Below are 16537 nucleotides of genomic sequence, written 5' to 3'. Positions count from 1 at the left end.
TAATTTATAATATATATTTAATAATAAATTAATTTAAATATTGGAGGAATTTTGGAAATTCATATTTTATGTGGTGGAATGAGTACAGAACATGATATTTCACTTAGATCTGCACGAACTATAATAAATAATTTAGATAAACAAAAATATAATGTCAGCTTCACTTATATAACAAAAGAAGGAAGATTTGAACCAATAGGATTTTTTACAAAGGAGATTGAAAAGCCTGAAGATTTAATCAGGGTTTCTCATCTAAATACAAAAGAATCAATAATGAAATTTATTGACTTTATAAATCAACTAGATAATCCTCTCATTATTCCTTGCATTCATGGTACTACTGGAGAAGATGGACAAATACAAGGATTTTTAAAAACCTTAGGATTAAATTTTTTAGGTAATTCTTTACTATCATCTGCAATGTGTTTTGATAAAGCCGTTGCTAATGATATGTTAGCTAAGAATAATATACCTCAAGCTAAATATTTTGTAGTAAATAAAAAAAGATATATGAGAACAAATAACAAAGAATCCATAATTTCAAATATTTTTGATACTTGTGGAGAAAATGTATATGTTAAACCTGCAAATAGCGGGTCTTCAATTGGCGTATCTAAAGCTAATAGAAATAATATTATAGAAGCCTTAGAAAATGCATTTAAGTATGATAATAAAGTATTGGTCGAGGAAGAAATGTCTTCATTAGAACTTGAAGTTTCTGTTATTGGTAATGTAAATCCACAAGCATCATTACCTGGATCTACTCATCTTCAAGAGAAATATTTGACTATACAGCTAAATATTTAGATGCCAAACTAATTAGAAATATACCTCATAAATTAAATCAATCGGATGAAGCTAAAGTTAGAGAATTGGCCATTGATTCTTATATTGCACTTGGATGTGAAGGTTTTGCCAGAGTGGATATATTTATGGATGAAAATCATAATTTCTTTGTAAATGAAATAAATACTTTCCCTGGAATGACTCCATCCTCTCTATCAGCAGATTTATGGAAAGTTACAGATGGAACAACTTATAGTGAGTTTTTAGATAAATTAATCACGTACGCATTAGAAAGAGCTTAAAATGTTAAACCTAAAATTATCTCAAATTGCAAAATATGTAAACGGAGAATTAAACGATGAAAAATATTCTGGTTTAATTACCAACACTATTTCAAATGATACCAGAACATTACAAAAAAATGATCTTTATTTTCCAATAAAAGGTGAAAACTTCGATGGTCATATTTTTATAGACAAGGCTTTTGAAAATGGTGCTATAGCTTCTATATCCGAAAGAAATAAAATTAAAAATATTGATAAACCTATAATCTATGTCGATGATGTCAACAAGGCATTTACCGAGCTTGCAAAAAATTATCGTTCTTCATTAAATACTAAGATTATTGCATTAACTGGATCAAATGGTAAAACAACAACTAAAGACCTTATTTTTTCAGTACTTGAAGATAACTACAACACGAAAAAAACAATTGGTAATTTGAATAATCTAATCGGCGTTCCAAAAACTATTTTTAGATTTGATAATAAAACTGAAGTTGGAGTTGTTGAAATGGGAACTGATAATTTTGGAGAAATTGAAATTTTATCAACTACTGCTATGCCTGATATTGCAATTATAACAAATATTGGAGATTCTCATTTAGAACAATTAAAAACTAAAGAAAATATAGCCATACAAAAGTTGCATATTTTAGATGGGTTAAATAAAAATGGTGTTTTTATCTATAATAATGACGATGATATTCTTAGAAGAATGGTAAAAGAAAAAAATATCAAGCAAAGAACTATAAGTTTTGGTACTAGAGAGGATTCCGATTATAGAATCAATATAATAGAGTCAAACTATAAGGGATTTGTATTTTCAATAAATGATACTATTTACAAAATAAGTTTAATTGGAAAACATCAAGTTTACAATTCTGCTATTGCAATTATTGTTTCCGAATTATTTAATATTCCGAAAGAAAGTGTTATTATATCACTTTCTAAAAAGGATATTACTAAAATGCGATCCGATTTGTTAAATTGCAACGATTTTGATATATTGGATGATTCCTACAAATCAAATCCACAATCTTTAAGATTCGCTCTTGAAACACTGTATATATTAAATGAATACAAACAAAAAATTGCAATACTTGGCGATATGCTCGAATTAGGAGAAGATGAAGTAGAACTTCATAAACAAATTGGACAAAAAATTGATCCATCTAAAATTGATTATCTTTTATTATATGGACCATTGAGCAAATATATTTATAATGAAGCCATAAATATATTTTCAAAAAATAAAGTGTTTCACTTTAATACAAAGGATAAATTAATTGTTAAAGCTAAAAATCTAATAAAAAAAGATTCAATTGTACTTGTAAAAGGCTCAAGAGCTATGAAACTTGAAGATGTCATTAAAGAATTAACGAACTTAAGACTTTAAAATAATTTTACTCTAATATTTTATTTGGTAAATTTATACCAAGATTAAATATTAGAGTTTTTTAGTTTAGTTATTAAATAGGTAAATATTCTAATTTAGAAAACAATCCAAAGATTTCATATCTTTTTTTTTATTAATTTTATTTTATTATAAATTTTTTGAATATTATTATTAAATTCAATATTTTCCATACTATTTTTATAGAAATCTATTTTTGAATAGAATTCATTTATACTTTCTAAGAAGAATGTATCTGTTAATTTATCTTCCTCAATCATACTTGCAAATCCTTGCTTTTCAAACGATAAAGCATTTTCCACTTGATCACCTCTTGATTTATAAGCAGGTAATGGTATCAAAATCATTGGGATTTTATAATAAAGAAATTCAAAAATAGAATTTGAACCCGCTCTAGTAATCGCAAAATCTGAGTACGCTATAATATCTTTTAATTCTTCATTTATATATTCAAACTGATGATAACCTTGCATATCAAAATTATGGTCTACTAAATTCTTACCACATAAATGAATGATATTAAAATCTTTTGTTAGCTCAGTTAAATTATTTCTTATTATTTGATTTAAAAAATCTGCTCCTAAGGATCCTCCCATGATGAGAATTGCAGGTTTTTCGTTATCTATACCTAAGTATTTTTTAGCTTTTTCACCATTCCCACCTTTTAAGGAATCTCTAATTACAGGCCCTAAATATTCTCCTTTTCCTGACTTTATATATTCTGTAGTTTCTGGAAATGTTGTATATATTGTATTTACAAATAGTTGAGCTATTTTATTTGCCAATCCTGGTGTTAAATCTGACTCATGTGATATTATTGGAATTCGATTTAACCAAGCTCCAACAACTACTGGAACTGAAACAAATCCACCTTTTGAAAATACTACACTAGGCTTAATCTTAAATATTTTCCATATAGATTGAATAATTCCTATAATGATTTTAAAAATATCTAAAAAATTATCTAAAGAAAAATATCTTCTTAATTTCCCAGTCGATATCTCATGATACATAACACCATCTATATTCAAAATTAGTTCTTTTTCTATACCTTTTTTCAATCCTATATAGTGGATTTTCCAACCATCTTTTTTTAATAATGGTATCAAGGCAAGATTCACGGCTACATGCCCCGTGGATCCTCCACCAGTTAATACAATAGTGTTATTTGCCATAATTTTTCCTTACTATTTTTCAATTTTATCTTTCAAGAAATATTTTTTTAATACTTCTGGTATAGTTATACTTCCATCCTCATTTTGATAGTTTTCAAGTATTGCTGCAAAAGTTCTACCAACAGCTAAAGCAGACCCGTTTAATGTGTGTAAAAAATTTACTTTACCATTTTCATCTCTATATCTTAAATTTGCTCTTCTAGCTTGATAGTCTTCAAAGTTTGAACATGAAGATATTTCAACATATCTTCCATATGAAGGCATCCAAACTTCTATATCATATGTCATTGCTGAAGAAAATCCTAAATCTCCTGATGATAACATTACAACTCTATATGGTAACTCTAATAATTGCAAGATCTTTTCAGCTGATTTGGTTAGTGTTTCCAATTCTTCGTATGAATTTTCTGGTTTAACTAATTTTACTAATTCAACTTTATCAAATTGATGATTTCTTATCAAACCTCTTGTATCTCTACCAGCTAATCCGGCTTCTTCTCTAAAGCAAGGGGTATATGCTGTATAATACAAAGGCAATTCTTCATTTGCTAAAATTTCATCTCTTCTATAATTTGTAACTGGTACCTCTGCTGTTGGAATTAAAAAGAAATCCTTACTTGGAAGATAAAAAGCATCTTCTTCAAATTTAGGTAATTGTCCTGTTCCTATCATTGAAGATTTATTTACCATATGTGGTACACTCAACTCTGTATATCCTTCTTCTAGTGTATGTGTATCTAATAAAAATGATATAATTGATCTTTCTAGTCTTGAGCCTAATCCCTTAAAAATAGAAAATCTTGAACCTGATATTTTAGCAGCTCTATCAAAATCAAGGATATCCAAGTCAATTCCTAAATCCCAATGTGCTTTTGGTTCGAATTCAAACTTCTTTGGTTCTCCATATTTTCTAACTTCAATATTATCGCTATCATCTTTACCAAATGGAACTTTTGAATTTGGTACATTTGGAATATATAAAAGTTTTTCCTCAATTTTCGTATCTAGTTCTTTAATCTTATCATCTGATTTTTTTATTTCATTTGATAACTCTCTCATTTGTTCAAAAATAGGTTGAACATCTTTTCCTTCTTTTTTTAATTGTGGTATAGATTTTGAAACTGTATTTTGTTCAGCTTTTTTCTCTTCTACCTTAGTAATTAAAGCTCTTCTTTCCTCGTCCAATTCAACAAGCTCATTAATTGGAAATTCAGCATTTCTTTTACTTAATGCTTCAATAAATTTTTCTTTATCTTTTCTAATAACTTTTATATCTAACATATTTTTCCCTTTCTAGCAATCCAATATTTTCGATTTTTACTATAAACCTATGTAGTCCAATATTTTTTTTAATACCTTTTTTGCTCTTAAAAAATGTTACAACTAAGTCAGACATAATACATGCTATCTTTGTTTCTCCAGTATCATAATCCATTCCTGATGGTATATCAATTGAAATAGTATAAATTCTAGATTTATTTATAACATCAATTATATATTCTGTAGTACCATGAAATTTGAAATCGTATTCCATCCCTGTTATAGCATCTATGATAGTATTAACACTATTAATTTTTTTTGAAAAATTTTCTAATTCTTCAATAGTTTCTAAATAGTTTATTTTTATATCAGTATTTTTTATAATTTCAAATTGACTAGAAAAATCTTCATTTTTTTTATTATCAGTTTCAACAATAAAAACCTCTACGTTTTTCCCTTCAGATGCTAGATTTCTAGCAAGTGCTAGACCATAAGATCCATTCATATTTACACCACATATTATGGCGAATGTCTTTCTATTATTTAGATCAATGTGTTTCATAACTTTTTGTGCCGCATTTTCAATAATAATAGATTTTGTTATTCCAATTTTTTTTATATTATAATCTAATAAATCATAAAATTCTTTTTTTGAAATAGTACTCATGGCAACATCCTTATATCATTTCCGTAAAATTTTTTTATAAAATATTGACCCATTATTCTTGAGTATAATCTAGCATCATATTTAATCGCAAAATTTTCCGGCTCTAAATTGGAAGATATTACTACTGGCAATTTTTTTACAAGTCTGCTATTTATAACCTCTAATAATGCAGCTTTTGTATTTTCATTTACAGCATTTGCTCCTAAGTCATCAATTATAAGTAAATCACAATTAAATATTGCATCTATTTTAGGTTTTAATTCTGTTTTGTCTGAAGAGTAGGCAAATTTATGTTCTAATATCGTATTAATCAATTCTGATTCAGACATATAAATCACTGAATATTGTAAATCAAGAACCTCTTTTGCTATGCAATTAAGCATATACGTTTTTCCAGTTCCTACTTTTCCAAAAATATAGATATTGGCTGAATATGCACTAAAATTTTTAGCATAGGATTCAAATTCTTGCTTTATTTCTTTCATATTTTCGTAGGGACTAATTTTTTCATTCCCTTGAATACTCTTTCTAAAAACATTTAGATCAAAATTCTTGAAATTTTGTTCTTCAATTATTTTTTGTATATGACTATCTTCTTGTAATTTTAATACTTTAAGACTTTTCCAACATTGACAATTCTCTGTACCAACAATACCAGTGTCCTTACAAATGTCACAATGATATTGTAATTTTAAGTAATCATGTGGGATATTATTTTTTTCAAATATTTCATTTCTTCTATTTATTAATGATTTTATCTCATCAGTTAGTCTTGATACAGAATTCCCTTCTAAAGATAATGAAATTCTTTCAATGTTTTTTCTAGTAATTTCTGTTTTTATTTTTTTAATTTCAGGAAATTGAGAATAAATCTCCCTTTTCCTTTTCTCCAATTTTATTTCATTTTCTCTTCTTCTATCTTGATAAATTTCTTGAATCTCTTTCATTTGTTATTCCTTCTACTAATTGGAAGTTTTTTATTTAACTTCATTTCAACAAATGCATCTCTATCTTCTTTTGACATCCTATTATCTTTATTTATTAAGTTGTCTCCTTTATTATCCTTAGATATATAATTAGTTTTTCGCTCTTTTTTATCTTCTTTTTTCTTTTCTTTATTCTCTAAATATATTTCTAATTTTTCAAAATCAGTCGCACCATCTATTAACCAATTTCTAACAGTTGCTATTACTGGGTCTACCGCCCTTAATCCTCTTATATTTGAAGCCATCATATATGCTGAAGATAGGAACTCACTAGAGATATTAAATTCATTCATCAATTCTATTATTATTTTTATTTCTCTAGTATTTAATTTTGTTTTTACAGTATTTCCTTGAGATATAAAATCTTCGATATTATTTATTAATTCTCTGGATGCAACTGCATCTTCACTATTATCAAGCCATTGTGGATTAGCCGAAGTAACATGTATTTTAGGTGTATAAGTCATTTCTGTTTCACTTTGACTTACAGCACTAATATATTTATATACTAAAGACTTAAATATATAGGTATCTCCTACTTTTTCTACTATATCCTGATCTATCCAATATTTCCAAGCATCTACCACTTGGCCCTCTGTAAGATTCATTTCTCTAGCAATATTTTCATTACTTATATTTTCACTTTTATTATAAGCTTGAGATAGAGCGTAAATATAAACTTTTATCTGTACTTCATTTGCCTGATATAGATATGTGTTAATGAACATATTTTCTATAGGCGTACTTCCCAAGTCTAGCTGATTATTTTGTAACTCAATTCGCATTTAAAAAATCCTCTCTCTCTAAACTCATTTTATAAATTTTGGAATAAATATCATTTCTTATATACTTAAAATGTTCTTCGTAATTGTCATATTTTTCTAAATTCAATTCTTGATTTTCAAATTTTTGATATCTATGCGAAATATTTTTAAAACCAAATTTTTTATATAATTTTATAGCTCTAATATTCCAACTATTAACCTCTAAATCTAAACGCTTAAATCTTTTTAATTTAAAACAAATCTCTAAAAAATCTCTAAATATAAATGTACCGTATCCTTTTGATACAAAATTGGGATCAATTACTATCCCTATTTTCGCCGTCTTGTTAATGTAGTTGATTTCTTTTAGACCCACATATCCAATTAATTTATTTTCTTTGGATATTGCAGAATAATATTGACAAGAATTTATTTTTGTTTTTAGTTTATACCATATTTCTTTCTCTTTACTATTAAGGTCGTTATATTCATATCCATAAAATAGAGGATCATCAAAAGTTCCCCAATATTTAAGTAATTCTGCATCACTTTTTTTTAATGGACGAATAATATAATTACATAACTGGTCCATTGTTTACATGGTCTAAATCGTAAAATTTAGTACACTCTTTCTTAAAGTATAGTTTGACGTTTCCTGTGGGGCCATTTCGATGTTTTGCTATTATTATTTCTATTATATTTTTCTCTGTACTTTCTACATCATACTCTTCGTAATAGTCCTCTCTATATAGCATCATTGCAACGTCAGCATCCTGTTCAATAGCTCCTGATTCTCTAAGATCTGAAAGCATCGGTTTTTTATTAGATCTTTCCTCCGTCTTTCTTGATAATTGTGAAAGTGCTAAAACTGGGATATTTAATTCCTTTGCTAACGCTTTTAATCCTCTTGAAATATTAGATATTTCTTGCTGTCTATTATCATTTCTACCAACATCATTTACCATTAACTGAAGATAGTCAATAACTATAAGATCAAGGCCTGATTCAACCCTTTTTCTTTTTGATTTAGCTCTTAACTCAGTTAGTGAAATACTTGGTGTATCATCAATATACATTTCTAAATCAGCCACTTTATTTGAAGCATTAAATAATAATGACCAGTCTTCTTCTGTAATATTCCCTGAAATTATGTCTTGTACATTAACATTACTCAAAATAGATAAAATTCTTTGTAAAATTTGTCTTTTACTCATCTCTAAAGAAAAAACTGCTACTTTTTTACCAGCTAATGCTGCATTCAGCGCCATATGGATTCCTAAAGCTGGTCTTCCCCATAGATGGCCTTGCTGCTAAAAGAATAAAATCTGAATTTTGTAAACCCGATAAAATATTATTTAAATCATGAAATCCAGTTGTCAAACCAGTAATTTGCCCCTCATTATTGGCCATTTCCAAAATGTGTTCAAAAGTCTCACCAATAGTTTTTCTTAATATGACTAATCCTTCTTTATTGTCAAATGTACTTAGCTTAAAAAGTTTTTCTGAAAATTGTCCTATCAATTCTTCTGAATTAAGATTTGTAGATCTTACGGTATTTATAACAATATCCCCATATTCTAGTAATTGTCTACGCATTGATTTTTCTTTTACAATGTCAATATATGATATATAGTTTGCTTTATAGTATGATTGATCCATAAGACTTGTTAGGTAAGAACTATCTCCTATTTCAGATAATTTCCCCATAGATTCTAGTTTATTGACTATTGTGTTGATATCGATAGGTGAATTTTCAAAACTAAGGGATTCTATAGCCTTAAAGATTATCTCATTTTTGATATCATAAAAATCTTTACTTTTTATCTTTTCAAGTAACACATTAACTAAATCGTTATGAACTATCGCCAAGGCAAGTATTGCTTTTTCAGTTTTTATATCGCTTGGCATATAATTTATTTCCATTTTTAACTCTATTCTGGTTTTACTTCAATCTTTAAATTCGCAACCATTTCTGGAAATACTCTCACTCCTATAGTGTAGTTACCTGATTCTTTAAGATTTTCGTTTAATTCTATTTTTTTCTTATCAATTTCTATCCCTTTATCTGCTAATGCATCAGATATATCGTTAGAAGTCACTGAACCGAACAATTTACCATCTGCTCCAGATTTTTTCTTAACAATAATAGCTACATTTTCTAGTCTAGATTTTAAATCTTCAGCCTCTGCTTTACTTGCCTCAAATTTTTCTTTTCTTCTTTGGAGCTCTTCTTGCCACGCTTTTTTATTTTCTTTTGTTGCTTCTACTGCTAGGTCATTTGGAAACAGAAAATTTCTTGCATAACCAGTCTTAGCATTAACTAATTCCCCTTCATTTCCTAATCCCTTAACATCTGCTTTTAATATAACTTTCATTTTTCCTCCTCAATATATTCTGAAATTGCTTTTTTAAGCAATATTTTTGCTTCTTCCATAGTAGTATCTAATTGTGTAGCGGCCATAGTTCTATGTCCACCTCCGTTAAGTTTTTCCATAATTAATTGAACAGACACCTTACCTGATGATCTTCCAGAAATATGAATCTTATTTTTAGATATAACCATAACAAATGATGCTTCTATATTCTGTACACCTATAAGCTCATCTGCTGCAAGAGATGCTATAAGTGTAGAGCTTTCATTTTCTTCATCATAACTACCTAAAATATAATTCTCTTTATACACTTCCACACTACTAATTATTTCTGATTTAATTCTTAGTGTATCTAAATCATCACTAAATAGTTTCTTAACTATAACAGAATCGGCACCATTTTCTTTTAATAATGCGGCTGATTCAAATGTTCTTATTCCTGTCTGTTGACTGAAATTTTTAGTATCTACCATGATACCAGCTAATAATCCTTCTGCAACAACTTTATCTATTTTAACATTTTCATTCATGTACATAATCATCTCTGTAACTAATTCTGATGCTGACGATGCAGAAGGTTCTTCATATGTTAATATAGAATTTTCAATATAATCACTACCTCTTCTGTGATGATCTATAATCACAATATTGGAATTTTTATCTAATAATCTTGGTTCTTCAATTGAATTTCTTCTATGGTTATCTGTTATAATAACTAATGAAGATGGCTCTATCTTTTCGTAAGATTCTTCTGGTGTAATTATAAACCTCTGTAATCCATCAATTTTTTTTATCGCATATTCATATAAATTCTTTATTGCAGGTGTAACCTCAGATAATATAATATATGCCTTTTTATCCTGATCTCTAATCATACTCCATAAACCAAGTGACGAACCAAATGAATCCATATCAGGATTTTTATGCCCAGATATAAATACGCTTGTCGATTTTAATATATACTGTGATAAAGCATGTGCTACAACTCTTGCCTTTACCTTACTTCTCTTTTCTGTTGCTTGACTATTTCCTCCAAAGTAATCTAATGTATCCTTTGTTTTTATAACTACCTGATCTCCCCCCTGCCCAATGCTATATCTAGAGCTGCGTTTGCCGATTTTTCTAATTGTCTAGGGTCACTCTCAGATACTCCTATACCTATAGAAAATGTGGGTGGAAGAGAGTTTCCAACTTTAATATTTCTTATTTTATCAATAAAAGAAAATCTATCACCTTTTATGTCGTCTAAATTACTTTTTTGAATAACTGCATAATATCTACCATTTTCACTTTTCTTTAAAAATCCACCATATTTATGAATATAGGTATTAATTATACTGTCAATTTCTGCAAATAGTATTGGCCTTTTATCACTTGAAATACTCGAATTTAATTCCTCATAATTATCATTTCTGATATCTAAGATAACCATTTTTTCATCAGTATATTTTTTGAAGATTAATTCTTTTTCAGTATTATCAATAAAATATAACATTGTCATTTTTTCATTATGAGTATTTGTCCTAACCTTATTGACTTCATATGTTTTTAGTGAAAATTCTAAAATAAACTTTATTATTTCATTATTTTCGAGTTGTTCTTTATTTATTTCAGGAATTAAGTTAGTTATTTTCTTTTCAACTAAGGATTCCTTTTCTCCAATCATATTTTTAAATAATGAATTATACCAAGCAAGTTCGTTATTTTCATTCAATACCGCAATAGGAAATGGCATCATAAATACAGCATTTCTTGTAAAACCTTCAATTGCAATATCTAAATTGTCAACATATTCCTTAAATTCATTTGTTTTCTTTTTATATTTTTCATAAGAAGTAAATATAGATATTATTGAAAAAACAATGCCTATAACACCTATATAAATTTGTACTATTAACAAAGCTATGGTTAAAAGGACAACAAATATAGGACCAATCCATATTGCTATATTTTCTTTATTAAAATATTTATATTCCATATTTTTTCTCTTTTCTTAAATCAAATATTACATCCATAAATCCTACTATAACAAACAATATTATCCCTTTAAAAATAAATATTATTGCTATTATCGCAATATATGATAATACCTTATTCACTTTACTTTCTAGTATATAATCAATAACTAAAATTCCATTTATAAATAATAAAAAGTAGATTATTGTATTTAAATTCGAGTTAATTAGTTCTGCGTATGGATATTTTATAATCAATGAAATTATCCATACAAGCAAAACAACTTTTATAAAAGGTTTTATTCCATTGCCCATCTTTAATTTATTTAATTTTAAACTTAAATTAAAATTATTATATGTTTTATTTAATAATTTTATACTTAAAACTGTGTTTATACTTGCTACTATAAATGAATAACATATCATCACTGCAACTACATTGTTTAGTAAGTAATTAAATGTCAATTTTATTTGTACCATTAAAGCGTCTATCTGTTCTTTAGGTAAGTTTGCTTCCATATTAAACATACGTTCAATTTCAGTTGCACTTAAATTAAACGATACTTTCAAGTCCTCAATTATATTTATTTTCATAACAAAAATCGTAAATAGTGAACCTAAAATTATAAGAATAGAGCTTACAATCGTCCCATATAAAATTATATTTCCAAATTTATATTCCCTTTTTATCAATTCAACTATTAAGACCGTCATTAATAAAATAAACAAAAATTCCGTAGCTAATTTGACTATGTTCATAAATAATAAAGAACTAAGTGCTGTTAAAATAAATAGTATAAAGAATTCTTTATACGAATATTTTACACTTATTACAACAAATGGTATTAATATAAATAAATTTACCAAACCTACATCAGCTAAAAAAAAACAATATCATTGATGAAAACAAGCAACTAAAAACTATATCTAATATTTTTTCTCTGCTATTTGTTATTTTTTCTTTCATAAATACCCCATTCCTATATGGTACATTATATCAAAAATAGGCTGAAAAATAAATCTTACATATTATTTTTAACTTTCTATTATACCTCATGATTTTAGTTTATTTAAAAAGAATTTTAAGTATCTGTGTTCGGAGTTTTTTATCATATTATATTCTTCGTTTTCAATCTTTTTAATTGTTTTCTCAATTAATTTTATGGTATCTTTATTAATATTTTCATCGTAATTAAATATATATTTGTGCTTTTGTGTCGATAAATCTGTAAAATACAATGCCATACTCTCTATTTTTACACCTTTTGTTTTTTCGTATAAATAGCAATATAAATTTAATTGTTTAACATAGTCTTCTAAAAAATCTTGATTTTCTGATCTATCAGGCGGAGTTCCCGTCTTAAAATCCATAATATTATATGAACCATCTTCCTTTTTATAGACCATATCTATATTACCTACTAAAATATAATCGTCTGTAGAATATTTGATTTCTAACTCTGAATATATTGGTTCTCCTATATTATTTAGATCTTTGTAATATCCTAAGACCTCATCCAATGCTTTTTTTAAATACTTTCCTTTTAATAAAAAGGCCCCATTCTTTTCTTTTTTTGTTGCATTTTCAGTTAAATTATCTCTTATTATACTTTTATCAATTTTTTTCCCTATTATTATAGATTTATTAATAAACTCTATTGTTTCATGGACTAGTGAACCATAATGTAAACCTACATCCTTAGGAAAGCTAAATTTTAATACATTTGTATAATAGTATTCTATTGGATTTTTTAAATATGGAACTATATCAGTTGTAAAAGCATACAAACTTTTTACTTTGTTATCTTTCTTTTCTTTTTTATCTATATTTAATTTATTAATATCATAAAAAGGTAAATTTTCTAGTATAGTTCTATATTCTTTTGAGACATTATCTTTTTCATATTTTATACCCGCTAAAATCAACAATTCTTTCGCTCTTGAGAATCCTGTATAGTTTTTTCTATAGAAATCTAATGCATTTGCATACTCCATTGGTTCTTTGCTATTACTATTACTAAATTGTTTTATAAAACTGTTCGATAATTTATTGAATGAATTTTCATAATATTTATATATATCTTCCCATAGGGAAGCCATTATAACCACCGGATACTCCATTCCCTTAGAAGCATGTATAGTCAAGATACTTATAGTGTTTTCATCTGGTATAATCGTATTTTCTTCATATTCTGATATTTTTTGTCTTTTTATAAAATTTATAAATTCATAAAAATATAAATTTATAAATTTATCAATATTTTTCGCATTAATTTTATGCATACCGCTAATTAATGAGAAACTATTAAATAATTCTAAAAATCTCGATAAATTTTTAGCTTTGCTCTCTTCTTTCATATAGGTATAAAACGGGTCATAAGCAAAAAGTCTATATGCTATATCATACAGATTTACAGGGTGTTTCTCCGTAGATATGAAATTTGACATTTTTTTAATATAATCATCTATATCTTTAGTCTTATTATTGGACTTATTAAACTCTATATATGTATTTTCTAAAAATATCCTCGTTTCCTCATCATATTTTTTTATATTTGTATCCATATATTTCTTAAAGACTGCATATATTGCCCCGATTAACTTTTTTACTTCGATTTTACTCAATAGTGTATTTGATTTCGGGATATAAACATCTATACCTTCTTTTTTGAATAATTTAATTAGTTTAAGAATATTAGGATGATTTACAGAACCACACAATATTGCTATTTCATTAATTGAATTAACTTTATTTTTTGCTTTCAATTCTCTAACTGTTTGTAAAATTTTATGACTCCATAAATCTTCTGAATCTTCAATGATTTTTACGACCCTATCTTCATTAGATACATAATCTGTATATAATAGTTTTGGTTTTCTAAATTCACTAATATTTTGATTTTGGTCAATATTTTTTTTCATATAATCTCTATAAAATTTTACTATACTATCTTCCGATCTATAGTTTTGACTCAAATTAACTACTTCAACATTTGAGAATCTATTTTGAAATTCAAGAATATTACCTACAGTTGCACCTCTAAACCTATATAACGACTGATCATCGTCCCCTACAACACATATATTTTTATTATCATTTAATATACTAAATATTATTTTTTCTTGTACGGTGTTTGTGTCTTGATATTCGTCGACCATTATATAATTTATTCTATTTTGTAAACTTTCTCTTACTTCTTTATTTTTTACAATTAACTCATATGTATAAAAAAGAATATGGGGAAAATCTATCATGTTTCTCTCTATTAAAATTTCTTCATACATTTTTACTATATCAAAAATAACTTTATATTTTTTATCTTTAGTATCCCTTTCTAATATTCCATATTCACATACCTTATTTACTAATTGTTGAATATTATTTGTAGCATATTGGGGATAAATTACAGTATCAAAATTTTTTATATTGATAAATTTATGTAGATTTCTCTTTATTAAATATTTTTGTTCAATGTCATCTATATTAGTAAAGTTAGGAGATAAGGGTGTAAGGTGAATATATTCATTTAAAATTCTTCTACATACTCCATGAAAATTACCTAATAACATTTCATTTACATCTTTAGTAATATTTTTTTCCTTAAATTTTAAAGATAATCTATCTAAGATTTCTATTGATGCTTTATTTGTAAAGGTTGTTACCATTATTTCTGATGGTTTTATACCTTGTTCTCCCACCATATATGCAACTCTTTCTACAAGTGTATATGTTTTTCCTGTACCCGGACCAGCAATTATTAATACTGGGCCTTTAAGCTGCTTTATCGCTTTTTCTTGATGAATGTTGTTTCGCATTTAATTTCCTCTATTAATTATAAAAATTGGGAATATCTAAAATTTAGATTTTCCCAACGACAATTATTTTAATGTTTTTATAAAGTCCATTATCAAATCAATAAAGTACTCTGAAGCTTTTTCACCTTCATCTATAACTTCCTGTTCTGATAATTCTACTTCTGATATACCTGATGCTAAATTTGTTATTAATGATACACCACAAACCTTCATTCCCATGTGCTTTGCCGCCATAACTTCTATAGCAGTTGACATACCTACTGCATCAGCTCCTAATATGGATGCCATTCTAACTTCAGCTGGTGTTTCATAAGCTGGTCCTGAAAATTGGCAATAAACTCCTCTTCGCACTGGTAATTTCTTTTCCTTAGCTAATTTATAAATTTTATCACTTAATTCATGATTATATGGTTCACTCATATCTGGAAATCTAGTTCCAATTTCATTAATATTAGCCCCTATTAACGGAGATTCTACAAACTGTGCAATATGATCTTTAATAACCATTAAATCACCAATATTAAACTCTCTATTTACTCCCCCACATGCATTAGAAACAATCAGAGTCTTAGCTCCCATAAGTCCCATTAGTCTTGTTGGCATAACAGTATCACTTGATGTGTATCCTTCATATCTATGCACTCTACCTTGCATAATTACAGTTGCTATACCATGTATATGAGTAAACACAAATCTACCCTTGTGTCCTGGAGCAGTCGATACTGGAAAATCTTTTATATCTTTATATGCTATCTCTTCTTCAATTTCAACAATATCTGCTAATTTTCCTAGACCTGAACCTAATGTAATTGCTAATTCCGGTTTAAAATCTGTCTTTTTTCTAATATCTTCGTATGCTGAAATTAATTTAGAATAAATTTTATTATCGTACATTAATTCCTCCTTAAAATTTTTAACAATATTATATTTCTTATTATATCAAGTTTAACAAAATTAAAAAAGTTGTATTTTTTTTGATATATTTAACTAATAAAAATTTATATAAATTTACGATATTAAGTATTAAATATAATATAAGGAGGACTATCTACTAAATAGAC

General features: G+C 26.7%; 15 protein-coding genes and 1 pseudogene. 2 read left to right on the top strand and 14 right to left on the bottom strand.

The features are described 5' to 3' along the window. Positions 1-51: 51 nt before the first annotated feature. Both AC4KN9_RS01485 and AC4KN9_RS01480 read left to right on the top strand, forming a co-directional pair. Positions 52-1088 (top strand): annotated as a pseudogene (locus AC4KN9_RS01485) (D-alanine--D-alanine ligase family protein). 1 nt (position 1089) lies between these two features. After that, the gene (locus tag AC4KN9_RS01480) at positions 1090-2463 is read left to right on the top strand and encodes a UDP-N-acetylmuramoyl-tripeptide--D-alanyl-D-alanine ligase (protein WP_491016912.1); all 1374 of its coding nucleotides are present in this window, start codon (positions 1090-1092) and stop codon (positions 2461-2463) included. 116 nt (positions 2464-2579) lie between these two features. Here the strand turns inward: AC4KN9_RS01480 and murG are convergent, their stop codons facing one another. The 14 genes from murG to AC4KN9_RS01410 all read right to left on the bottom strand — a co-directional run bounded on the left by murG (position 2580) and on the right by AC4KN9_RS01410 (position 16370). Then, positions 2580-3656, bottom strand: a complete 1077-nt coding sequence (gene murG, locus AC4KN9_RS01475; RefSeq protein ID WP_491016911.1) for an undecaprenyldiphospho-muramoylpentapeptide beta-N-acetylglucosaminyltransferase — start codon at positions 3654-3656, stop codon at positions 2580-2582. A gap of 12 nt (positions 3657-3668) precedes the next feature. Next, positions 3669-4937 carry a serine--tRNA ligase gene (serS, locus tag AC4KN9_RS01470; RefSeq protein ID WP_491016910.1) on the bottom strand — a complete coding sequence of 423 codons (1269 nt, stop codon included), beginning with the start codon at positions 4935-4937 and terminating at the stop codon, positions 3669-3671. Continuing rightward, positions 4915-5583: an NAD(P)H-hydrate epimerase gene (locus tag AC4KN9_RS01465; RefSeq protein ID WP_491016909.1), complete on the bottom strand. Its 669-nt coding sequence runs from the start codon at positions 5581-5583 to the stop codon at positions 4915-4917. The genes serS and AC4KN9_RS01465 overlap by 23 nt, the downstream gene beginning before the upstream one ends. Then, positions 5580-6530, bottom strand: coding sequence for an ATP-binding protein (locus AC4KN9_RS01460; RefSeq protein ID WP_491016908.1), 951 nt, complete (start codon positions 6528-6530; stop codon positions 5580-5582). Before AC4KN9_RS01460 ends, AC4KN9_RS01465 begins: the two co-directional genes overlap by 4 nt. Continuing rightward, complete coding sequence (locus tag AC4KN9_RS01455) at positions 6527-7354, bottom strand: hypothetical protein (RefSeq protein WP_491016907.1); 828 nt, start codon at positions 7352-7354, stop codon at positions 6527-6529. The genes AC4KN9_RS01460 and AC4KN9_RS01455 overlap by 4 nt, the downstream gene beginning before the upstream one ends. Next, positions 7344-7925 carry a GNAT family N-acetyltransferase gene (locus AC4KN9_RS01450; protein WP_491016906.1) on the bottom strand — a complete coding sequence of 194 codons (582 nt, stop codon included), beginning with the start codon at positions 7923-7925 and terminating at the stop codon, positions 7344-7346. Before AC4KN9_RS01450 ends, AC4KN9_RS01455 begins: the two co-directional genes overlap by 11 nt. Then, complete coding sequence (locus tag AC4KN9_RS01445; RefSeq protein WP_491016905.1) at positions 7909-8601, bottom strand: replicative DNA helicase; 693 nt, start codon at positions 8599-8601, stop codon at positions 7909-7911. The genes AC4KN9_RS01450 and AC4KN9_RS01445 overlap by 17 nt, the downstream gene beginning before the upstream one ends. Continuing rightward, a complete protein-coding gene (locus AC4KN9_RS01440) occupies positions 8573-9256 on the bottom strand; it encodes a DnaB-like helicase N-terminal domain-containing protein (protein ID WP_491016904.1) in 684 nt (227 codons plus the stop codon). Before AC4KN9_RS01440 ends, AC4KN9_RS01445 begins: the two co-directional genes overlap by 29 nt. An 8-nt stretch (positions 9257-9264) precedes the next feature. After that, positions 9265-9708 carry a 50S ribosomal protein L9 gene (gene rplI / locus AC4KN9_RS01435; protein ID WP_491016903.1) on the bottom strand — a complete coding sequence of 148 codons (444 nt, stop codon included), beginning with the start codon at positions 9706-9708 and terminating at the stop codon, positions 9265-9267. Then, positions 9705-10640, bottom strand: coding sequence for a DHH family phosphoesterase (locus AC4KN9_RS01430; RefSeq protein ID WP_491017914.1), 936 nt, complete (start codon positions 10638-10640; stop codon positions 9705-9707). Before AC4KN9_RS01430 ends, rplI begins: the two co-directional genes overlap by 4 nt. Positions 10641-10771: 131 nt before the next feature. Further along, a complete protein-coding gene (locus AC4KN9_RS01425) occupies positions 10772-11683 on the bottom strand; it encodes a GGDEF domain-containing protein (protein WP_491016902.1) in 912 nt (303 codons plus the stop codon). Further along, the gene (locus AC4KN9_RS01420) at positions 11673-12527 is read right to left on the bottom strand and encodes a DUF2232 domain-containing protein (protein ID WP_491016901.1); all 855 of its coding nucleotides are present in this window, start codon (positions 12525-12527) and stop codon (positions 11673-11675) included. The genes AC4KN9_RS01425 and AC4KN9_RS01420 overlap by 11 nt, the downstream gene beginning before the upstream one ends. Positions 12528-12713: 186 nt before the next feature. Further along, a complete protein-coding gene (locus AC4KN9_RS01415) occupies positions 12714-15476 on the bottom strand; it encodes a UvrD-helicase domain-containing protein (RefSeq protein WP_491016900.1) in 2763 nt (920 codons plus the stop codon). Between the two features lie 63 nt (positions 15477-15539). Beyond that, positions 15540-16370: a purine-nucleoside phosphorylase gene (locus AC4KN9_RS01410; protein ID WP_491016899.1), complete on the bottom strand. Its 831-nt coding sequence runs from the start codon at positions 16368-16370 to the stop codon at positions 15540-15542. Between the last annotated feature and the right edge of the window lie 167 nt (positions 16371-16537).

The organism is Helcococcus sp. SA-HE-C1, assembly GCF_985670335.1.
This window is presented reverse-complemented; position numbering and strand designations above follow the sequence as displayed.